The 21420-nt window shown below is 62.5% G+C and carries 21 protein-coding genes and 1 pseudogene; 14 read left to right on the forward strand and 8 right to left on the reverse strand.

Translation table 11 applies throughout. The annotated features are described in order from the left end of the window. Nucleotides 1–3 precede the first annotated feature (3 nt). Both EEB12_RS11000 and EEB12_RS11005 read left to right on the forward strand, forming a co-directional pair. Nucleotides 4–909, forward strand: a complete 906-nt coding sequence (locus EEB12_RS11000; RefSeq protein WP_020968478.1) for an oxygenase MpaB family protein — start codon at nt 4–6, stop codon at nt 907–909. A gap of 484 nt (nt 910–1393) precedes the next feature. Further along, a pseudogene (locus EEB12_RS11005) lies at nt 1394–1720 on the forward strand (transglycosylase family protein); the annotation flags it as partial. 659 nt (nt 1721–2379) lie between these two features. Here the strand turns inward: EEB12_RS11005 and EEB12_RS30480 are convergent. From EEB12_RS30480 to EEB12_RS11020, 3 genes are read right to left on the reverse strand one after another with little or no spacing between them, the layout of a single operon-like run. Beyond that, nucleotides 2380–2595 (reverse strand): NUDIX domain-containing protein, encoded by a 216-nt coding sequence (locus EEB12_RS30480; RefSeq protein WP_181447625.1) that lies wholly within the window; start codon nt 2593–2595, stop codon nt 2380–2382. 23 nt (nt 2596–2618) lie between these two features. After that, nucleotides 2619–4040, reverse strand: a complete 1422-nt coding sequence (locus EEB12_RS11015) for an alpha/beta hydrolase (protein WP_019746954.1) — start codon at nt 4038–4040, stop codon at nt 2619–2621. A 5-nt stretch (nt 4041–4045) separates the two neighbouring features. Continuing rightward, nucleotides 4046–4318, reverse strand: a complete 273-nt coding sequence (locus tag EEB12_RS11020) for a DUF2277 domain-containing protein (RefSeq protein ID WP_003945457.1) — start codon at nt 4316–4318, stop codon at nt 4046–4048. A gap of 132 nt (nt 4319–4450) precedes the next feature. Between EEB12_RS11020 and EEB12_RS11025 the strand changes: the two genes are divergently transcribed. Together EEB12_RS11025 and EEB12_RS11030 are read left to right on the forward strand one after the other, a co-directional pair. Beyond that, nucleotides 4451–5329 carry a bile acid:sodium symporter family protein gene (locus EEB12_RS11025; protein WP_019746953.1) on the forward strand — a complete coding sequence of 293 codons (879 nt, stop codon included), beginning with the start codon at nt 4451–4453 and terminating at the stop codon, nt 5327–5329. 81 nt (nt 5330–5410) lie between these two features. After that, entirely contained in the window at nt 5411–6421 is a 1011-nt protein-coding gene (locus EEB12_RS11030; protein WP_141487761.1) for an ABC transporter substrate-binding protein, read from the forward strand. A 46-nt stretch (nt 6422–6467) separates the two neighbouring features. Here the strand turns inward: EEB12_RS11030 and EEB12_RS11035 are convergent, their stop codons facing one another. Further along, a complete protein-coding gene (locus tag EEB12_RS11035; protein WP_019746951.1) occupies nt 6468–7055 on the reverse strand; it encodes a TetR/AcrR family transcriptional regulator in 588 nt (195 codons plus the stop codon). A 96-nt stretch (nt 7056–7151) separates the two neighbouring features. Between EEB12_RS11035 and EEB12_RS11040 the strand changes: the two genes are divergently transcribed. Continuing rightward, nucleotides 7152–8552: a cytochrome P450 gene (locus EEB12_RS11040; RefSeq protein ID WP_141487762.1), complete on the forward strand. Its 1401-nt coding sequence runs from the start codon at nt 7152–7154 to the stop codon at nt 8550–8552. Between the two features lie 97 nt (nt 8553–8649). Then, nucleotides 8650–8967, forward strand: coding sequence for a DUF4333 domain-containing protein (locus tag EEB12_RS11045; protein ID WP_073512010.1), 318 nt, complete (start codon nt 8650–8652; stop codon nt 8965–8967). A gap of 54 nt (nt 8968–9021) precedes the next feature. Here EEB12_RS11045 and EEB12_RS11050 read toward each other — a convergent pair whose 3' ends face one another. The 4 genes from EEB12_RS11050 to EEB12_RS11065 form a co-directional block, all read right to left on the reverse strand. Continuing rightward, nucleotides 9022–10170 carry an acetyl-CoA C-acetyltransferase gene (locus EEB12_RS11050; protein WP_003945727.1) on the reverse strand — a complete coding sequence of 383 codons (1149 nt, stop codon included), beginning with the start codon at nt 10168–10170 and terminating at the stop codon, nt 9022–9024. An 11-nt stretch (nt 10171–10181) separates the two neighbouring features. Beyond that, nucleotides 10182–10853, reverse strand: coding sequence for a TetR/AcrR family transcriptional regulator (locus tag EEB12_RS11055; RefSeq protein ID WP_020968472.1), 672 nt, complete (start codon nt 10851–10853; stop codon nt 10182–10184). 76 nt (nt 10854–10929) lie between these two features. Continuing rightward, nucleotides 10930–11742 (reverse strand): SDR family oxidoreductase, encoded by an 813-nt coding sequence (locus EEB12_RS11060; RefSeq protein WP_003945582.1) that lies wholly within the window; start codon nt 11740–11742, stop codon nt 10930–10932. Continuing rightward, entirely contained in the window at nt 11742–12971 is a 1230-nt protein-coding gene (locus tag EEB12_RS11065) for an acyl-CoA dehydrogenase family protein (protein ID WP_019746947.1), read from the reverse strand. Before EEB12_RS11065 ends, EEB12_RS11060 begins: the two co-directional genes overlap by 1 nt. Before the next feature lie 55 nt (nt 12972–13026). Between EEB12_RS11065 and EEB12_RS11070 the strand changes: the two genes are divergently transcribed. The 8 genes from EEB12_RS11070 to EEB12_RS11105 all read left to right on the forward strand — a co-directional run bounded on the left by EEB12_RS11070 (nt 13027) and on the right by EEB12_RS11105 (nt 21419). Next, a complete protein-coding gene (locus EEB12_RS11070) occupies nt 13027–14568 on the forward strand; it encodes a FadD3 family acyl-CoA ligase (protein WP_113682145.1) in 1542 nt (513 codons plus the stop codon). Beyond that, nucleotides 14565–15437 (forward strand): enoyl-CoA hydratase, encoded by an 873-nt coding sequence (locus EEB12_RS11075; RefSeq protein WP_141487763.1) that lies wholly within the window; start codon nt 14565–14567, stop codon nt 15435–15437. The genes EEB12_RS11070 and EEB12_RS11075 overlap by 4 nt, the downstream gene beginning before the upstream one ends. Continuing rightward, entirely contained in the window at nt 15437–16597 is a 1161-nt protein-coding gene (locus EEB12_RS11080) for an acyl-CoA dehydrogenase family protein (RefSeq protein WP_007734181.1), read from the forward strand. Before EEB12_RS11075 ends, EEB12_RS11080 begins: the two co-directional genes overlap by 1 nt. Next, nucleotides 16594–17559, forward strand: coding sequence for an acyl-CoA dehydrogenase family protein (locus tag EEB12_RS11085; protein ID WP_020906274.1), 966 nt, complete (start codon nt 16594–16596; stop codon nt 17557–17559). Before EEB12_RS11080 ends, EEB12_RS11085 begins: the two co-directional genes overlap by 4 nt. Then, nucleotides 17556–18608: an acyl-CoA dehydrogenase family protein gene (locus tag EEB12_RS11090; protein ID WP_046377953.1), complete on the forward strand. Its 1053-nt coding sequence runs from the start codon at nt 17556–17558 to the stop codon at nt 18606–18608. Before EEB12_RS11085 ends, EEB12_RS11090 begins: the two co-directional genes overlap by 4 nt. A gap of 146 nt (nt 18609–18754) precedes the next feature. After that, entirely contained in the window at nt 18755–19519 is a 765-nt protein-coding gene (locus tag EEB12_RS11095) for an SDR family NAD(P)-dependent oxidoreductase (protein ID WP_141487764.1), read from the forward strand. A gap of 121 nt (nt 19520–19640) precedes the next feature. Then, nucleotides 19641–20306 carry a hypothetical protein gene (locus EEB12_RS11100; protein WP_141487765.1) on the forward strand — a complete coding sequence of 222 codons (666 nt, stop codon included), beginning with the start codon at nt 19641–19643 and terminating at the stop codon, nt 20304–20306. A gap of 225 nt (nt 20307–20531) precedes the next feature. Further along, nucleotides 20532–21419 carry an alpha/beta fold hydrolase gene (locus EEB12_RS11105; protein WP_003945464.1) on the forward strand — a complete coding sequence of 296 codons (888 nt, stop codon included), beginning with the start codon at nt 20532–20534 and terminating at the stop codon, nt 21417–21419. The last annotated feature ends 1 nt before the right edge of the window (nt 21420 follow it).

A 21420-nucleotide genomic window follows, 5' to 3' on the forward strand; every position in this document is an offset into this window, starting at 1 on the left:
TCCATGCCCACTCACTACCTGGATTCGGAAAAGTCCGAGTCGTCTCTTCGGACCGATCAGACACGCATCACCATCACGGCGGAGCGTAGGCGGTGGGCACGTAAACCCGCACACATCACCGACGCACTCGATTTCTGGTCGTTCGCCGGAGCCGCTGCCAACGTCATCCTGCAACTCGGTTGGCCCGAGGTGGCGTACGGCGTCATGGAGAGCAAGGTCGAATCTGGTGCTCTGACAGCGCATCCGTGGAAGCGCGCACGAACCACAACGCAGTACCTGACGGTCGCGATCCTGGGCAACGAGGAAGAGCGAAAGGCCTACCGCGAGGCCGTGAATTCGGTACACCGACATGTGAAGTCGGATGCGAACAGCCCGGTCAAGTACAACGCCTTCAATCGCGAACTCCAATTATGGGTTGCTGCTTGCCTGTTCATCGGTTTCGAAGACAGTCATCAGTTGCTGCACGGCAAGATGTCGGAAGAACAGGCGGAGTCGTTCTATCAGTCCGCATCGACTTTGGGAACGACACTGCAGGTCACCGAAGAGATGTGGCCGGCCACACGCGCAGACTTCGAGCGCTACTGGAACCTCGGTTGCGAACGCGTCGTGATCGACGAACGCACCAAGCAGTATCTGATCGACCTGGTCAATCTACAGATGATCGCTTGGCCGATACGCCTGGTATTCCGAAACTTGTTGCGGTTCCTGACGGTCGGATTCCTTCCACCGATCTACCGCGACCAACTCGACCTCGAGTGGACCGAAGACGACCGCCGCCGGTTCGAACACCTCTTCATTTTCGTGTCGTTCGTCAACAGGTTCATTCCCCGCTCCGTTCGTCAGGCCGGCAACACCATTCAGATGCGCGACATCCGTCGTCGGATCAAGGCGAGCAAGAATCTCGTCTGAGCCAGCAGCGCGTAATTCGTTTTCAATTCTGCTGCCCCACAGGTAAATCGGGACGGTCGGTCGACAATAGATCGCGGTTCGACACAGCCTCCTGTGTGACCAGAACTGGGGCCGGAAAATCGACAAAACCGGCCGATCGAGCGCCACATTCGCCACATACCGACGCCATCAAGACGCATTTCCAGTGACTTGCATCACACTTTATCTCGATTATGTAACGCCGAGAGAGGTGGCATATCGCCACGCCACCTGGGAAAACACTCTTTGATGCATTTCTGTTGCACAAACATGCGTCGACACGCCGACCCGTGACCAATCCGTAATCATCTCTTATGGTTGGTGACAGCCCGATCAACCGGGCATTACCGAATCGCCACCGCCCGTCCCACCCCGCGGTTCGGACTCGACAACATTCCTAGTGGTGGGAGCGGAGCTGAGACGGTCACCGTCCTCCGTCGGCGGGACTCGAGAGGATTTACCAAAAATGACCAAGACCACCGTTACCCGTGCCCTTGCCTCTGTCGCCGCAGCCGGAGCCCTCGCAGCCGGAGCCCTCGGACTGAGCGCCGGCACCGCATCCGCAGCCACCCACGACTGGTCGGGTGTCGCAGAATGCGAATCTTCGGGCAACTGGGCCGCGAACACCGGAAACGGCTACTACGGCGGGCTCCAGTTCAGCCAGAGCACGTGGGAAGCCTACGGCGGAGCCGGCAGTGCCGCCAACGCCAGCCAGGCAGAACAGGTCCGCGTCGCGGAAAACGTCCTTGCCGGTCAGGGTGCCGGCGCGTGGCCGGTTTGCGGACAGTACCTCCGCTGAGCCCATCCCAAGTAGTGCGTCGCTGCCCGGTGTTCGTCGAGAATTCGACGGACCCCGGGCAGCGTCGTACTAGCGACCTTCATGCCCCGCCCGATCCAGCCCCTCCGCCGCTGCTGTTGAAAGACATTACGGCGGTACGTGATCCGTCGGGATGACGCGGTGCGAGCGAGGTGTACTGACTCGCCTTCCGATCACGCATCAGCCCTCGGAGAGCCATCCACAGTTTTTGGGCCGTCCTTGCCAACCGGTTGTGAGAACTGACCGGCGCAGCCGTAGACGCGTACGGGATGGGCTCCTTGCGCACGTAGTGCTCCATAACCCCAGCTTAGCCGTGTTTCGATGCCGAAATGCTCGAATACGGCGATGCCTCGCGGCCCTCATGGTGCCCGAACAAATCGATCCGGCGCACTCGATGGCCCATCCTTGACCAGTCGTGCAAACCGGTCGGGTAAATCGCGTGGCCCGAACACTTCTCGACCACTGTGTGACAGAAGGCGGTCAACGCTCCACCACTCGAAGTGCTCGACCAGCTCGGCGGCGAGCGCTTCGCGCCCCAACGACCCACAGGGCTCGAATGCGGCCGCTACCGGCACGAGGAAGTAGTCGTTGATCGCACCGTCCCAACCCGGCAAGATCGTCAGATCACGGATCTCCTAATGCCACACATGGGTGACGGCGCCGTAGTCACGCAAGCCGATCTCCTCGTCCAATTCGCGCGCGAGCGCCTCGGACGGGGTTTCGTCTCCTTCCAAGCCTCCGCCCGGAGGACACCAGACCGTCAGCCCGCCCCCGGGTGCGATGAATCGGTAGAGCAGAAGACGGGACTGGTCGTCAACGACCAATCCCCTGGCCGAGTGCCTCAGACGCATGAGTGCCACTGTAAGTCAGCAGGTCAGGCCACAACGGCCAACTCCGGCAGTCCGGCAACCACAACCGCGAGGTTGTAACCCGACATCCGCAGTTCTCCGTTGTCCCCGGTTCTCGCGTACTCCGCATGACCGAAAGCCCGCTCGTGCTTGACACCGTCCGGGGTGATCCCCTCGGCCGTGGACAATCGGTGGAACTCGGTGCGTGTCGGATCGCCACCGAAACGGCCGAACCCCGCGATACTGTCGCCTTCCGCTTTCATGACGTAGACGTGGCGGTCGGCGATACCGAGGTCCGACTCCACCTTGGCCCGCACGCCGGGTGAACCGTAGAACACCACGTCGTCGACCGCTGCGCTTGCCCCGCGTTGCAGCGCAAGAGAAGTCGCGAGCGATCCGTAGGAGTGACCCAACGCGGTGATATGGACTCCGTTGTTGACCGACGCAGCACGAAGACCGTGAAAGAAGCTACCCAATGCGTCGGCGGCTATGCCTGCCTTGGACGATCGACTTACGTCGAAGCTGGCCCGACCGATGTCGAACTTTCCCGGCCCGATCACCTGTGGCGCGTCGTATCCGATCCAGGCGATGGTGGCCACGCTTTCCTTTCGGCCGGCCAGTTCGAGTTGGCGCACCGCCTCGGCTCGTAATCGTGTTGCCTCGCCGACCATTCCGCGCATCGAGTCCTTGACGTTGGTGTTCAATCCGGGAATCGTCACGGAGATGTGATCCGCTGTGTCCGGATCACCGATCGCGATTGCCGCGAAGCCGCGTTCACCCGAGCGCATGTCCATGAGCAGTAACCGTCGACAAGGTTCGGCGCGAAACAACTCGTCGAGCGCGTCCAGATCCTCGAGTTTGCGTTCGGCGTACCACTGGCCCGCCCCTGTGTTACTCAGCCTGCCGCCGAAGAACTCACGGTGGAGTTCTTGCGAGATTCGGACTGAATCATCTTGCAGCCGTGCTCGTTCCGATTGAATTCGATCGAGATTGGCAGGACTGCGAACCGCAGAAGGAATTCCATCGAGGTTGGCGATCAGGCCGGGTGCATGACGCAACATCTGACGCTGCCGATCAGGGCTGAACGCTCGCCACTCCTCCCCCACACGCACAGCTTTGTCACGGAGGTCGGTGCCGACCTGAGACCGCAGAGACAACGCATGATGAAGATCCGCGCTGACCAGCAGTGCCTCACCGATCAGTTCTCGCACCGCGACCTCGAGCAACTGGGCATGCACGTGGAGCGGGTGGCCGTCGGCGATGGGCGCAACGGCAGAGACCGTTCCGTCCTGACGAATATGCAAGTCGTCGGCGACGGCCTCTTTGCGCAGCGTATCCAGCCGTCGCCGGATGTCGCGGACACGATGAGCGACCAGAACGCCCTCCAGCCCAGCTGACAGCTGATCCAACGGTTCGACGTCCCATACGTCGATATCTGTGAGATCCACTCGGGTCAGGACGAACGAGCAGCGATCCGCGCCTGTACTTCCGGACGACGCAACGGCGGGACGGTCTGAGGTGGCTGTCTGCGAGGCGGCAATGCGCTGAGCAGGCGCGTCGTCGTTTCGGTCACCTCACGCACCGCCTGTTCGAAGGCGTCTCGGTTCGCGTCGGACACCTTGGCTATTCCACTCACCTTACGTACGTATTGGCGAGAGGCGGCCTCGATCTCCTCAGGCGTAGCAGCGGGCTCGAGTCCACGAAGTTCAGTGATGTTTCGGCACATAATTCGACGATAACCCTGCTCACCGACGCCGTCACGGTTCGATACACCAATGTATCCAAACTGCCACGCAGATCCGGGCATCACGGTAGTTTCAGTGAAATTCCCCCAGTGACTGGAAGTAGCCACTAACTCATGGACTCTGCACTCACCTCCGTCGGCCTACCCGCCGCACTCGCCATCATCATGTTCGGCCTCGGGCTTTCCCTGACGGTCGGAGATTTCGCCCGCGTGGCAAAAGCGCCGAAGGCCGTTTCGATCGCCCTGATCTGTCAGTTGTTGTTGCTCCCGGCCGCGGCCTTCGGATTGGTCACGTTGTTCGACCTCGACCCACTGCTCGCGGTCGGCATGATGCTCCTCGCCGCATCACCAGGCGGCACGACGGCAAACCTGTTCAGCCATCTGTTCCGCGGCGATGTTGCTCTCAATGTGACACTGACTGCGGTCAATTCGGTGATAGCGGTGGTCACTCTCCCCCTGATCACCAACTTCGCCTTGGGTTACTTCGAACCCGAGGACGCGGACGGCACTCTCGGGCTTCAGTTCACGAAGGTGCTCCAGGTCTTTGCCGTCGTATTGATTCCTGTCGCCCTCGGAATGTGGGTTCGGTTGCGCTCGAGCGCCTTTGCCGAGCGGATGGACAAGCCCGTCCGCATCGGATCTGCGGTGGTTCTGGCACTGGTGATCGTCGGAACGGTTGTTTCCGAGCGCGAGAACATCGCGGACTATCTCGTCGACATCGGCGTCGTCGCTGCCTTGTTCTGCCTGCTGAGCCTCTCGATCGGTTACATCGTTCCCCGCATCTTCGGTATCGAGGATCGTCAGGCCATCGCCAGTTCCATGGAAATCGGCATCCACAACAGCACGTTGGCGATCACCATCGCCGTCAGTCTCCTCGGCAACGTGCAATTGGCAGTGCCGGCTGCGGTGTACGGCGTTCTCATGTTCCCGCTCGCCGCCGCCTTCGGCGCAACGATCACCCGCAAGTTACGGACAATGGCCGAAATCGACTAATATCAGGCGGTTTTCGATATAGGTGATCTGGTATCGCCGACCCTACGATCGATACGGACTTAGACCGAAGGGTATCGAAAAATGCTGACCACCACACCTACCGTGCTGGACGAACGCGCCTGGCAAGAGCTAGTCGACGCACTGACCCGTCGCCAATTCGGCATCGGAGCCGGGATGGCAGCAGTAGCAACAATTCTGTCGTCCTGCAGTTCCAGTGACGGTTCGGGTACATCTGACGACACTCAAATGCGCACCGTCACCACACCGTTGGGAACTTACGACATACCGACCAACCCCAAGCGGGTCTTGGCCGTCGACGCCCGCACCGACCTCGAGCTCGCCATTGCCCTGGAACTACCGGTCTTCGGATACAACATCTCGCCCGCCACCGAGTGGGTTCCCGTCGACGGCTCGGCCGAATACCTCAGCGACAAGCCCAATCTGGAGCAGATCCTCGGACTCGCACCCGATCTCATCATCTGCGTCAACGCCGACAACGAGTACTGGCCCGCTGCAAAACTCCAAGCCATCGCTCCTGTCCTGACGACCGAATCGAGGCAGACGTGGCGAGAAAATCTCACCCGACTCTCCGATTGGTTGGGCCGAACACCCACCATGGATCGCCTGATCACCGACTATGACGCCCTGATCACCGACATCCGCTCTCGACACGCTTCGGCGATCGCGGGAAAGACCGTCGCGAGTTTGTCCTACAGTCCGGACAAGGCCACGATCTACATCGACAGCCTGCCTGTGTCGGAGAAAACCGGTAAGAAGAATCGCCAGCCCACCGACATGACGCTCGCCGACATCGGTGGAAGAACATTGAACACAACCGGTTTCGACAATCAGGGGCGCTTGAGCACCGAGGAGATGGATCGCCTTCGCGATTGCGACGCGTTCATGGTATCCGTCACCGACAGCAGCGACACCACCTTCGATCAGCTCTCGGACAACAAGTTGTGGCAACGACTTCCGGCTGTGCAGGCCGGGAACGTCACCGTTCTGCACGGCAGTACGTACTACGGATCCATCTACACCAACATGTACGTAGCCAAGGGCTGGGACGATCTCTATTCGACGCTCGACTGATCAGACTTGTCCGTGAAATGCCGGCCGCTCCCGCGCGGTCGGCATTTCACGTTTCGAGGTCGATGCCCAACGCTCCGGAGAGGGTCCGCAGACAAATCACTCTCAACTCTTCCTGCGGTATCGAAGGTTGATCGAGCCAGTCGAGGCAGACAGCCCGGACGAATGCGATCCATCCCCGAACTGCAACGGCAGCGAGCTGTCTTCTTTCGCCCTCGAATTCCAGTGCGTCGAGGATTCGAATCTGCTGCTGTTCGAGTTCGCGTTCGACAATCGCTCGAATACCGGCCTCGGCCGAGAGCGTCCCGACGTTGATGGCGCGCACTCCCCTGCTGTGCGACTTCACGTACGCGAAGTAGGCGTCCAACCCGGCCGCCACCTGTTCGCGCACCGGTAGCGTCGCGTCCGGTGCGGTCACCTCGAGCAGGTGCTGCGATTCGCGCTCGACGATTGCGGCGAAGAAGTCTCGCTTGGTCGGAAAGTAGTGGTACATCAACCCACGCGAGACGCCCGCAATCTCGGCGACCTCTTCGATCCAGACGTCCTCGTACGAACGATCGGCAAAAAGTTGCGCGCCGATGTCGAGCAACTGCGTGCGCCGCTGCTCTCGGTCCAGGCGTTTTCGTGGTGCGACCATAGACAAGTCAGATTACTACTTGACACCGATTCAGTAAGGCGTACTTTGCGTACTAGACACCAATTCAGTAAGCGATCTCACCCGGGGGGACACACCATGAGCGTCGACACCACTCCAGAGGCGACGACCGATACTCGGATTCCGCATCCGGCATGGCGCCTGCCAGTCCTCGGGGACGTCCTCGGGATCAATATCCGGACGCCGCTGCAGAACTCCGTGAGCATCGGGCGCGAACTCGGCCCGATCTTCGAGAGAAACGTCCTGGGAAATCGCTTCGTCTTCGCCTCGGGCGCGGACATGGTGGCAGAACTGTCCGACGAGTCCCGGTTCGCGAAGCACCTTGCGCCTGGAGTCAAAGCACTCCGCGGAATCGGCGGCGACGGACTGTTCACTGCGTACAACCACGAACCCAACTGGGGCAAGGCGCACAATCTCCTGGCCCCGGCGTTCAGCCAGACTGCGATGCGCTCGTACCACCGCACCATGCTCGACGTGGCCGGCGAGCTGGTCGATCATTGGGACAGTCGTGACAGCGACTCCCCCATCGACGTCTCGGCAGACATGACCAAGCTGACGTTGGAGACCATCGGACGCACTGGATTCAGCTACTCGTTCGACTCTTTCGAGCGGGACGAGCAGCACCCGTTCGTCAAGGCGATGGTCGGCGCTCTCTCCCATTCACAACGCACGACGTTCTTGAAGTCGACGGCCCTGGGGCGAGTCCTCGCACGTCGGGCCGATCAACGTGACGAGGTCCGCAAGGCGTACATGGCCGAGGTTGTGGACGAGGTGATCCGTGCCCGGCGGACAAGTACCGAACCGGGGCCGGAAGATCTTCTCGAACTGATGCTACGGGCGGCACGCGAAAACGATCCCAACCGTATCGACGAACTGAACATCCGCCATCAGGTCGTGACCTTCCTCGTCGCGGGACACGAAACCACCTCCGGCGCGTTGTCGTTCGCGCTGTACTACCTGTCACGAAACCCTGACGTGCTGGCCAAGGCCCAAGCCGAGGTCGACAAGGTCTGGGAGGGCGAGGAGCCCGCCTTCGAGAAGATCGCGAAACTTCGATACGTACGACGCGTCCTCGACGAATCGCTGCGTCTGTGGCCGACCGCTCCCGCCTACGGCCGTGCGGCGCTCGAAGACACCACGCTCGTCGGCAAGTATCCGATGAAAAAGGGCGATTGGATGCTCGTGCTCATCCCGTCACTTCATCGCGATCCCGTGTGGGGCAACGATCCCGAGGCTTTCGATCCGGATCGCTTCCTACCTGCCAACATCAAGGCCAGGCCGGCGCACGTGTACAAGCCGTTCGGAACAGGTGAACGCGCCTGCATCGGAAGACAATTCGCCATTCACGAAGCGGTCCTCGTGTTGGGCACCATCTTGCAGAAATATACGATCGAAGCCGATCCGGACTACGAGTTGAAGGTGGCCGAACGGCTCACCCTGATGCCCGAAGGCTTCAACTTGACGGTCCGCCGACGCTGAGCTCGGCAAGCGGCGTCGAGTAAGTCGGTTGAACAGTCCCGAATGCGGTAATCCCTGGGGTGGCAGCAGCGAGCACCGGCGCACCCTGGGAGTTCACATGACAAAGAGGCCTGCAGTTGGAATCGTCTTGCTCTCGGCGGCATTGGCCACGGGAGCTTGCTCGGCAAGCGTCGGGACGCCGCAAGTGGACAAGTCCGAAGTCGCAAGTCAGATCTCCACTCAACTCGCCGAGAAGATCGGCGAACCACCTGACGACGTGACGTGTCCGGAGAACCTCGACGCAGAAGTCGGCGCATCGATCACGTGCATCCTGACCGAGCAGGGCACCGAATACGACGTCACAGCTACCGTGACCAGCGTTGACGGTGAAAGTGCGAACTTCGACATCAAGGTTGCGGATGCGCCGAACAACTAACTGCTGTGCGCCTTTATTAACCGCCGGCGGTTAATAAAGGCGCACAGCAAGGCGTCAGAGCCGCTCGATAATCGTCGCGTTTGCGGTGCCGCCACCTTCACAGATGGTCAGCAGGCCGTAACGACCGCCGGTGCGCTCGAGTTCGTTGAGCAGGGTTGCCATCAGCTTGGTGCCAGTCGCGCCGAGCGGGTGGCCGAGTGCGATCGCGCCGCCGTTGACGTTGACCTTGGCCGGATCTGCGCCGATTTCCTTGATCCAGGCCAGGACGACCGGGGCAAAAGCTTCGTTGATCTCGACGATGTCGATGTCCTCGATGCTCAGACCGGCCTTCGCGAGAGCATGCTTCGTGGCCGGGATCGGCGCACTGAGCATGAAGATCGGGTCGTCGCCGCGAGCGCTGAGGTGATGAATCCGGGCGCGGGGCTTGAGGTTGTACTTCTCCACCGCTTCCGCCGACGCCAGCAGCAGCGCACTCGCACCGTCGGAGATCTGGCTGGCCACCGCTGCGGTCATGCGGCCGTCTTCGACGAGAACCTTGAGCGTCGCCATCTTTTCGAGGCTGGTCTCGCGGGGTCCTTCGTCGACGGTCGCGTCGCCCATGGCAACGATCTCGTTGTCGAAGCGACCCGCGGCGATTGCAGCTTTGGCGCGCTCATGGCTCTGCAGGGCCCACTTCTCGAGCTCTTCGCGGCTGATGTCCCACTTCTCGGCGATCATTTCGGCGCCCTTGAACTGCGAGACTTCCTGGTCACCGTAGCGCTCGGTCCAACCGACCGAACCCGAAGTCGGCGTGTCGAATCCGTACTGCTGACCGACGATCATCGCTGCCGAGATCGGAATCTGGCTCATGTTCTGAACGCCGCCGGCAACGATCAGATCCGCGGTGCCCGACAGGATGGCCTGAGCGCCGAAGTGCACTGCCTGCTGGCTCGAACCGCACTGACGGTCAACGGTCACCCCGGGAACGTGCTCCGGGAATCCCGCTGCGAGCCAGGACATACGGGCGATGTTGCCGGCCTGGCCGCCGATGGCGTCGACGCAACCGAAGATCACGTCGTCGACGTCACTGGGGTCGATACCGGTGCGCTCGACCAGTGCCTTGACGACGTGCGCACCGAGATCGATGGGGTGCACGCCGGACAGCGCGCCACCCCTCTTGCCGATCGGTGTGCGAATGGCGTCGACGATGTAAACCTCGGACATAGCGTTAGCTCCTAGTTTCGTTGTGCAGCAATAGTTCTTGAAGTTGATTCAGCAATAGCTTCTGAAGTTGTGGCCGGATCGGAGAGCCCGTCGAGCACGATCGCGAGATATTGAGCCGCGACGGCGTGAGCCGAGAGGGATCCACCCGGGCGGTACCAGCGAACCGCGACCCACACGGTGTCTCGCATGAATCGGAAGACCAATTCGACGTCGATGTCGGAACGGAAGGTCCCGTCCGCGACGCCGGCTTCGAGGACGCCGACCCACAGGTCCCGGAATTCGGTGTTGCGCTCGGCCAGGTAAGCGAAGCGCTCGTTCCCGACGAGGTGCTTGACCTCGTCCTGGTAGATCGCCACAGCCGAATGTGAGGCGTCGATGGCCTCGTAGGAGGTCACCACCAGCGCTTCGAGCGTCGCGCGACTGTCCAACCCCGCCGCGACGATCTCGCGGTATTTTCCGAAGAGTTCGTCGAGGAACTGGTGCAGGATCTCGTCGACCATCGACTCTTTGGAATCGAAATGGTGATACAAGCTGCCGGACAGTATCCCGGCGGCGTCGGCGATGTCGCGGACGGTCGTCGCGCGCACTCCGCGATCGGCGAACAGCCCCGCCGCGATCTCGAGCAGCTCGTCGCGGCGCCCGGACTTGCCGTTTGATTCGTCGGAATTTCGAGGTGGCGTCATGTATTCAATCCTATCCAGGGCCTTCCCCTGTGCGCGGTCAGCGAGTCCGGGGACTCCTTAACCGCGCACGGGGACGCTAGGCCCTCTGCGAAGAAACGGAGACGATCTCGCCGGTCATGTAGGTGGAGTAATCGCTGGCGAGCATCGCGATGACCGTTGCGATCTCCCAGACCTCCGCGGCGCGGCCGTAGGCCTCACCGGAAGCCAACTGGTCGAGCAGTTCCTCACTGGTGACCTTCGCCAAAAACGCGTGACGCGCGATGGAGGGCGAGACCGCGTTGATACGGACCCCGTACTCCGCGGCTTCGATAGCGCTGCACCGAGTCAGTGCCATGACGCCCGCCTTGGCTGCGGCGTAGTGAGCCTGGGAATGCTGCGCCCGCCAACCGAGAACGGACGCGTTGTTCACCAGAACACCGCCGTGGGGAACGCTCTTGAAGTACCGCAGCGCGGCACGCGTCGAACGGAAGGTGCTGTTGAGGGTGATGTCGAGAACGCGATCCCACTGATCGTCCGTCATGTCGACGACGGGAGTCTCGCCGCCCAGGCCCGCGTTGTTGACGACGATGTCGATACGTCCCAACTTCTCGGCCGCGCCGACGAACAACGCGTCGACCTGCTCGGTGCTGGAGACGTCACAGATGATGGACTCGACCTGCTGGCCGGGAAACTCCGCCTTCAGCTTCTCCACCGTCTCGCCGAGCCGACGCTCGTGGAAGTCGGAGACGAGAACGTCGCCGCCCTCGAGAAGCACCCGGCGCGCGGTAGAGAAGCCGATGCCGGTTCCGGCTGCGGCGGTGATGATCGCCTTCTTGCCCGCGAGCAGTCCGTGGCCCGGGGTTTCCTCGGGCGCAACGGAAAGCGGGGACGCGGCTTTGGTGTCAGACATTAACGAGCCTCTCGGGGAAGACCGAGCACGCGCTCGGAAATGATGTTGCGCTGAATTTCGTTGGAGCCGCCGTAAATCGTGTCGGCGCGGGTGAAGAGGAAGAGGCGCTGCCACTCGTCGAGTTCAAGATGCTCGGGGTCGGTGATGTCCGAGGCATTGCCTTCGGAATCCGCCCACGGTGCAACCAACGACGACGCACCCTGCACGTCCATCGCCAGCTGTCCCAGGTCACGATGCCAGTTGGCCCACAACAGTTTTGCGACGGACGCTTCGCCGCCACCGGTTCCGGCGTCGACCGCGTCGAGAGTACGCATCGCGTGGGCGCGCATCACGCGCAGTCCGACCCAGGCGCGAGCGATCTTTTCGCGAATGTGCGGATCCTGGTCACTGCCATTGGCCTTCGCCAGGTCGACGACGCCCTGGAGCTCGCGAGCGAATCCGATCTGCTGTCCGAGCGTCGATACCCCGCGCTCGAAGGTGAGCAGCCCCATCGCGATCTTCCAGCCCTCGCCAGGTTCCCCCACCACCAGATCGGCGTCGGTGACGGCGTCGTCGAAGAAGACCTCGTTGAACTCCGACGTACCGGTGAGCTGCTGGATGGGCCGAACTGTCACACCAGGCTGATCCAACGGGACCAGCAGGAAGCTCAAGCCCTGATGACGCTTGGAGCCCACCTCGGTGCGGCAGACCACGAAGCACCACTGCGCGACGTGAGCCAGTGAAGTCCACACCTTCTGGCCGTTGATGATCCACTTGCCGTCTTCGAGGCGTGCGGTCGTGGAGACGTTCGCGAGGTCTGAACCGGCGCCGGGCTCGGAGTAGCCCTGCGACCACAGTTCGCTGACCGTGTTGATGCCAGGAAGGAATCGGCGCTTCTGCTCGTCGGTTCCGTACGCGATCAGCGTCGGGCCGAGCAGCTCTTCACCGATGTGGCTGACGCGAGCGGGCGCACCGGCCTTCGCGTACTCCTGATGGAAGATGACCTGCTGAGAGATGCTTGCTCCCCGCCCGCCGAACTCCTTCGGCCACCCGAGGCACGTCCACCCTGCGGCTGCGAGGTGCTTGTCCCACTCGAGGCGTTGCTCGAAGAACTCGTGCTCACTGCCGGGGCCGCCCTTACCCTTGAGCTGGGCAAATTTGCCCGTCAAGTTCTCGGCCAACCACTGCGCGACCGTGGCCGCAAACTCGTCGTCCGTCATCTGCCCGTCCGGGCTCTCGCTCTGGTCCACATATGTAAGATAACCTACCAAGCACTTGCTAGGTAGCGTGTCAGGTAGGAGTCCAGTGACCGAACAACCGAGAACCATCCCATCAGCCCTCATCCGGGCCGCCGAGGAGTTCGGTGAGCGCGCGGCTATCGCCGATGGCGACACCCGACTGACCTTCGCACAGCTACATCAACGTGTCCGCGATTTCGCCGGCGCGCTGATCAACCGTGGGGTGAAGGCAGGCGATCGCGTCGTCATCTGGTCGCCCAACACGTACCACTGGGTGATCGCCCTGCTCGGCGCTCAATATGCCGGCGCGGCCATCATCCCGATCAACACTCGATACACCGGCACCGAAGCTCTCGACATCATCGAGCGCGTCGACGCCGCGGCCTTGGTGGTCGTCGGCACGTTCCTCAAGGCCGATCGCTATCAGCAGTTGCTCGACGCCAACCCGGACCTGTCGATCCCGACCGTCATCCAGGTACCGATCGACGGGGACGACGACCGTGACGGCGTCATCGAGTTCGAGGACTTCCTCGCGCTCGCCACCGAAGCCGCCCGCACCGAAGCCGATGCGCGTGCTGCGAAGGTGCAGCCAGACGACGTCAGCGACATCCTCTTCACCTCCGGCACCACGGGACGCAGCAAGGGTGCGATCACCGCGCATCGTCAGTCCATCGCTGTCGCCAAGTCGTGGGGTGAATGCGCCGAGGTCACCGCCGACGACAACTTCCTCATCATCAGCCCGTTCTTCCACACCTTCGGGTACAAGGCCGGAATCCTGGTCTGCCTGCTGAACGGCGCGACGATCGTGCCGGTGTCCGTCTTCAACATCGACGACACTCTTGCCCTGGTCAACAGCGAAAAGATCAGCATCCTGCCCGGCGCCCCGACGATCTACCAGACCATCCTCGATCATCCCCGCCGCAGCGAATACGACCTGTCCTCGCTCCGCATCGCGATCACCGGCGCAGCACCCGTTCCGGTTGCTCTCGTCGAGCGCATGCAGGCAGAGCTTTTCGACGCCGTCCTCACGGCATACGGTCTGACCGAGGCAGTGGTCGCGACCATGTGCCGCACCGACGACGACCCGGTCACCGTCTCCACCAGTTCCGGCCGCGCGACAGCCGATTTCGAGGTCAAGATCGGTGACCAGGGTGAGATCCTGCTTCGTGGACCGAACGTCATGCTCGGATACCTCGACGACCCCGAATCCACCGCCAAGGCAATCGACGCCGACGGCTGGCTGCACACCGGAGACGTCGGAACCCTCGACGAGCGTGGCTATCTCGACATCACCGACCGTCTGAAAGACATGTACGTCAGCGGCGGCTTCAATGTCTACCCCGCCGAGATCGAAGGAATGCTGGCTCGACTGCCCGGTGTCCACGAATCGGCTGCCATCGGCATTCCCGATCACCGGATGGGTGAGGTGGGCCGTGTCTACATCGCTCAGCTCGACGGTGCCGGACTGACCGAAGAATCCGTCATCGCTTTCCTCAAGGAGAAGATCGCCGGATTCAAGGTGCCGCGCGAAGTGCGCTTCGTCGATCACCTCCCTCGCAATCCCTCCGGCAAGGTCCTCAAAACAGTTCTGCGCGAGGAACAGTCATGACCGTTCCTTTCGAAGCCGATGTCGTGACCTACGAGGTCCGCGGCACTGTGGCCGTCGTGACCCTGAACCGTCCCGACTACCGCAATGCCCAGAACTCGGTGGTGACGTACGCACTCGACGCCGCTTTCCAGCGCGCTGTCGACGACGACGACGTCAAAGTCATCGTCCTGGCAGGCAACGGCCCGCACTTCAGTGCGGGACACGACCTGGGAACTCCGGGCCGTGACCATCACGTCGAGTACGAGAACAAAGCCGCCATGTGGTGGGATCACGTCGACAAGCCCGGTGGTGACCAACGTTTCGCGCGCGAGATGGAGGTGTACCTGGGAATGTGCCGCCGGTGGCGGGAGATCCCCAAACCCACCATCGCCATGGTGCAGGGCGCCTGCATCGCGGGCGGCCTGATGCTCGCGTGGGTCTGCGACATGATCGTCGCCGCCGACGACGCGTTCTTCTCCGATCCTGTTGTCCGCATGGGTATCCCCGGCGTGGAGTACTTTGCCCATCCGTGGATGGTTGGCTCGAGATTTGCAAAGGAAATGCTCTTCACCGGCGATCGGTTCACCGCGCAACGTGCCTACGAAATCGGCATGGTCAACCGCGTTGTTTCCCGCGACGATCTCGAGAAGGAGACGTTTGCACTTGCCGAACGCATCTCCGAGATGCCGCGCTTCGGATTGGCACTCACCAAGAAGGCCGTCAACCAGTGTGAGGATCAGATGGGGATGCGTAACGGCATCGATTCCGTCTTCGGTCTGCATCACTTCGCTCACGCTCACAACGCCGAGGTAGGCAAAGACTCGCTTGGTGGTCTCGACGCCAAAGCTATGGCTGCCAGTGCTCGCGCACCGCAGGAAGGAACAAACTAGTGGATCTCGTATTCGACGACGCCACAACCGCATTCCGTGACGAGGTCCGCTCGTTCCTGGAGGCGAATGTGCCCGCCACTCCCCTGAAGTCGATGGATACCGCCGAAGGCTTCGAAGAGCATCGTCAGTGGGAGCACACTCTCGCCGACGCCGGCTACGCCGTCGTCTCCTGGCCCAAGGAACTCGGCGGACGCGATGCGTCCCTGCTCGAATGGGTCATCTTCGAGGAGGAGTACTACCGCTCGGGCGCGCCCGGGCGCGTAAGCCAGAACGGCATCTTCTTGTTGGCTCCCACACTGTTCGAGCATGCAAATGCCGAGCAGTTGGCTCGGATCATGCCGCGCATGGCTCGTGCCGACGACATCTGGGCCCAGGCCTGGTCCGAGCCCGAATCCGGTTCCGACCTCGCTAGCCTGCGTTCGAGTGCGAAGAAGGTCGACGGGGGCTGGCTGCTCAACGGTCAGAAGACGTGGAGCTCACGCGCAAGCTACGCCGACTGGGGCTTCGGCTTGTTCCGCTCCGATCCGGATGCGCAGCGCCACAAGGGCATCACGTATTTCATGTTCGACCTGCGCTCGAAGGGCGTCACCGTTCGCCCGATCGATCAACTCGACGGCGAGCCCGGCTTCGCCGAGATCTTCCTCGAAGACGTCTTCGTGCCGGACGACCCGGCCAACCCCGGTGAGTCGGGTGTGATCGGCAACGTCAACGAAGGTTGGCGCGTCGCGATGAGCACCGCGAGCAACGAGCGTGGCCTCTCGCTGCGCAGCCCCGGCCGCTTCCTCGCCACCGTCGACCGACTGCTCGAGCTGTACAAGTCCAGCGGACGAACCGACGACAGCGCTCTGCGTAACCAGGTTGCCGACGCCTGGATCGGCGCTCGCGCCTACCAGCTCAACACATTCGGTACCGTCACCCGTCTCGCCGACGGTGGACAACTCGGCGCCGAGTCCTCGATCAACAAGGTCTTCTGGTCCGAGTGGGATATCGCCACCCACGAGACTGCTCTCGAACTGCAGGGCCCTGAAGCCGAGCTGGCCGACAACTGGATGGACGGATACCTGTTCTCCCTGTCCGGCCCGATCTACGCAGGCACCAACGAGATTCAGAAAAACGTCATCGCTGAGCGTCTGCTCGGCCTACCGAAGGCGGACCGATGAGATTCGCGCTCGACTCCTCCCACCAGGACTTCGCTGCAAGCATCGATGCACTGCTGACCAAGTCCGACATGCCCTCCGTCATCCGTTCGTGGAACGACGGTGACACCGAGCCGGGCAAGAAGCTCTGGCAGCGCCTTGCCGAGACCGGCGTCAACGGCCTCGTCATATCCGAAGAACACGACGGACTCGGCGCCGACGCCGTGGACCTGGTCGTTGCACTCGAACAGCTCGGTCGGCACGCAGTACCCGGACCGGTCGTCGAGACCATCGCAGTAGCACCGACGCTCCTGGCTTCCGTTGCACCGGAACGTCTCTCTGCTCTCGCCGAGGGTTCGCTGGCAACCGTCGCCGCTCCCCCGCGCACACCGTTCGCGCTCGACGCCAATGCGGTCGATCTGGTTCTACTCGCGCAGGACGGCACCGTCTCACTCGGCGTCCCTGGCGAAGCCAAGGCATCGGTGGATCTCTCCCGCAAGCTCTACGAGGTTTCCGCCGGCGAATCGCTGGGCTCCGCCGACTTCTCCGCAGCCTTCGACATGGGCGCTCTTGCCACTGCCGCGCAGTTGCAAGGTCTCGGCCAGACACTGCTCGAGGTCACCACCGAATACGCGAAGCAGCGCAAGCAGTTCGGCAAGGTCATCGGACAGTTCCAGGCAATGAAGCACCACCTGGCAGAAGTTGCCGTTTCGCTCGAAATGGCTCGCCCCCTGCTCCACGGTGCCGCTCTGTCGGTTCGCGATCAGTCGGCCGACGCCTCGCGTGACATTTCCGCCGCCAAGGTCGCGTGCGGGGATGCTGCTTACAAGGCCGCCCGCGTCGGACTCCAGGTTCACGGCGCCATCGGCTACACGATGGAACACGATCTCTCACTGTGGCTCACCAAGGTACGAGCATTGCTCACCGCCTGGGGCACACCGTCCGAGCATCGTGCGCGCGTCGTCGAAGCGCTGGTTGCATCATGAGCATCGACACCGAAGACCAGGCAGCACTACGTGCGTCGGTACGCGATCTCCTGAGCAAGCATTCCGACTCCGCTGCCGTCCGCGCTGCCATCACCACCGAGATCGGCTACGACGCCGCGTTGTGGAGCAAGCTGTGCGAGCAGATCGGCGTCGCCGCGCTGGCGATTCCGGAGGAGTTCGACGGCGTCGGAGCAGGTTTGGGCGAGGTACATGTGGTCCAGGAGGAACTGGGCCGCACGCTGACCCCCTCACCGATGCTGGGTTCGGCGATTCTTGCCGCACAGGCACTGCTGCTTTCCGGTGACAACGACGCATGCTCGCGACTGCTGCCCGGTGTCGCGTCCGGCGAGAGCACGCTCGCCCTGTGCTGGGCAGGGGCTGCGGGTTGGAGCACCTTCGGCGTCGAGGCAACCGAGGATGCGTTGACCGGCACGGCGTCGTACGTCCTCGACGGACACATTGCGGACACCCTGCTCGTTCTCACGGCCGACGGCTTCTACGAAGTGGATCCCGCGGCCGAGGGCGTCTCCCGCCGACGCGTCCCCACCATGGATCCGACGCGAACGCTGGCGGAGGTCACGTTCTCCGGTGTTCGTGGTCGGCCACTGGAGTGGTCCGAAGATCTGGTCGATCGCATCCGAACCGTCGTTCTGATCGCGTTGTCCGCGGAACAGGTCGGAGCGGCCGCGGCGATCGTCGAACAGACCGTCGAATACACGAAGTCGCGCAAGCAGTTCGGCCGCGCGATCGGTTCCTTCCAGGCCCTCAAGCACCGGATGGCCGACATGTACACGTTGGTCGAGACGGCGCGGTCGATGACGTACGCCGCCGTGGCGACGCAGTCGGCGGACGACGCGGCGGTAGCGAAGGTGTACTGCTCGGAAGCGTTGCAGCAGATCACCTCCGAAGCGGTTCAGTTGCACGGCGGAATCGCGATCACCTGGGAGCACGACGCTCAGCTGTACTTCAAGCGTGCACACGGCAGCGCTCAGCTCTTCGGACAGCCGAGCACCTACCTGCCGAGCCTCGCGCAGGCAGCGGGCCTCTAAGACACATCGGTGCTTGTTCGCTCGCAATCCCGGGCGAACAAGCACCGATGCTGCCCAGTCAGTGGAATGAACCGCAGATTTATGCGGCTGGATCACGCAGAATCGGTCACCAGACAGCTGTCCATCTCACAGACCGGAGTTTTCTCGTGAATCGATTCGACGACAAGCGCGTCCTCATCAGCGGCGCAGGGTCCGGAATCGGCCAGGCCACCGTTGCCCGCATCCTGGCAGAAGGAGGCACCGTCGTCGCCGCCGACATTTCCGAGAAAGGCCTCGAACAGACGCTGAACGCCGCGAAGGACGCCGGCCACTCCGATCGCCTCACCACGGTGAAGGTCGACATCTCCAGCGAAGAGTCTGTTCGCGAACAGGTCGGCGCTGCGATCAAGGCTCTGGGCGGACTCGACGTGCTGGTCAATGCGGCGGGCATTCTGCGCTCCGCGCACACCCACGAGATGACACTCGATTTCTGGAACACCGTCATCGGGGTCAACCTCACCGGAACGTTCCTCATGACGAGGGAATCCCTCCCGGCACTGCTCGAAAGCGGAGCAGGTGTCGTGGTCAACTTCAGTTCCACCTCGGCGACCTTCGCCCACCCGTACATGACGGCATATGCGGCGTCGAAGGGTGGAATCCAATCCTTCACGCACGCACTTGCTCTCGAGTACAGCAAGCAGGGTCTTCGCGCCGTGGCCGTCGCACCCGGCAGCATCGCGTCGGGCATGACGTCCGATCCCGGTTTCCCGGCCGACATCGACTTCACGCTGCTCGGCAAGCTGGCCCCGGCAATCGGTGAGGGTTTCGCGCCCCCGTCGGCGGTCGCCGGTGTGATCGCGATGCTCGCTTCCGAGGACGGCTCGTTTGTCACCGGAACGGAAATCCGCATCGACGGCGGCACGCATATGTGATCCCTGCTGTGCGCCTTTATTAACCCCCGGCGGTTAATAAAGGCGCACAGCAGCGAGGCGGCATACTTGTCTGGCCGCCCGGAACCCGTCCGACGGTACGACGTGCGGTGGGGAGCCAGCGGTGAGCGAATCAACAGGCAGTACAAACCTCGAGCCCGTGCTGATCAGTCCTGTCGTCAGCGGAATGATTCGCACCTGGTCCGAGGACGAGACCCGTTTGTGGAGCGTCGACGATCCCGCCGCGCTCGGCGCACTGCTTGGACGCGGCCTCGTAGCTCGTACTGCTCTGCCGGACAACAAGTTCCGAGAAGTTGCGTTCCTGGATACCCAGACCCAGGCCCTCACTGTGCAGCCGCGCTTCGCTACCCCGGACAGCACTGCCCTCGCCGCACCGTTCACGCTCACCGAGGCGTCGGCCCCGACCGGCGACGCTTGGGAAGATCTCGAATCGGTACTCGCGTCCATCGCGATCTCCGCTGCTGGACGCGGCGAATTCTGGCTCGCGGAACTCGGCGGGTGGGATTCTCCGCACGAGCCGAACTGCCTCTTCACGACCGTCGACGAATCGGGCCTGGCCAACGCAGTCATGGAGGCAACCCCCGCACCGGTGGGCACAGGCGTCTGGCCGGAGGTTCCGAGCGACCAAACCGGCGTATCGGTGTCGGCACCAGCCTCCCAGGACACCATCGAGGCTGCCGGAATCTTCGCGGTTTCAGCGATCGAGACGTGGGGCGTCACACCGTGGGACATCAACCTCACCTTCGGCAAACTGGTCGATTTCGCCTGATCAACGGCGCCGACACGCGGCGGTGAGTTGTACGTCTCCCCTCAGCCGACGGCTCACGGTTCGTCACAACACGCCCGATGGCCACGACATCGACCCCCTCGATGGGCATACTGAGGGAACTGGGGTTACTCCCGGTCACAAATACCCGTGGATCCGCGTCGGGGCGGGTGCGGTCCGACAACACGCGAGCAGCCACAGACACTGGCGGCTCCGAAAGGTTCAATCATGGCAACCGACCAATTACAGACGGTTGTATTGCACGGCGACCAGCTCAAATACGTCGACCAAGGCAGTGGCCCCGTCGTGGTGCTCATTCACGGCCTGCTGGGCGCGCACTCCAACTGGGAACCGCAGATCGAGACGCTCTCGCGTCATTACCGCGTGATCGCCCCTGATCTCTTCGGACACGGTGCGTCGGACAAGCCTGCCGGCGACTATTCACTCAGTGCTCACGCCGCCACTGTGCGTGACCTCCTCGAAGCCCTCGACATTCCGTCGGCCACCCTGGTCGGACACTCCCTCGGTGGTGGGATCGCGATGCAGACGCTGTATCTGTTCCCCGACCGGGTGGAGCGGCTGTGCCTGGTGGCCAGCGGTGGACTCGGCCCCGAGGTGAGTCCACTCCTGCGCGCGGCGACTCTGCCCGGCAGCGAACTGGTACTTCCCGTCCTCGCGTCGAGGACGCTGACCGACGTGACCGACAAAGCGCTCGGACTTTTCAACAAGATCGGCCTGTTCAAGCTCGGTGCCAGCGCGAGCGAGGCCCGTAAGAGCTTCGCTTCGGTATCGGACGCGTCGACACGTCAGGCATTTCTGGCGACGGCAAGATCGGTCATCAATTACAACGGTCAAACCGTCAATGCCACTCCGCATTTCGCCAACTTCAAGAATCTGCAGGCACTACTGGTGTGGGGTGAGGAAGACACCATCATCCCCAACGCCCACACCGAGAACGCTCGCGCCGAACTACCGCTGGGGCGGGTGGAGATCTTCAAGCGCGCCGGACATTTCCCGCACCTTGACTACCCGGATCGCTTCGACCGCGTCTTCTCCGAATTCATGACGGACTGCGGAGTCGGTATCGGCACCGGACCCAAGGCCGTCAGCAGCTGAA

The sequence above is a fragment of the Rhodococcus sp. WS1 genome (assembly GCF_003797745.1).
GTDB lineage: Bacteria > Actinomycetota > Actinomycetes > Mycobacteriales > Mycobacteriaceae > Rhodococcus_F > Rhodococcus_F erythropolis.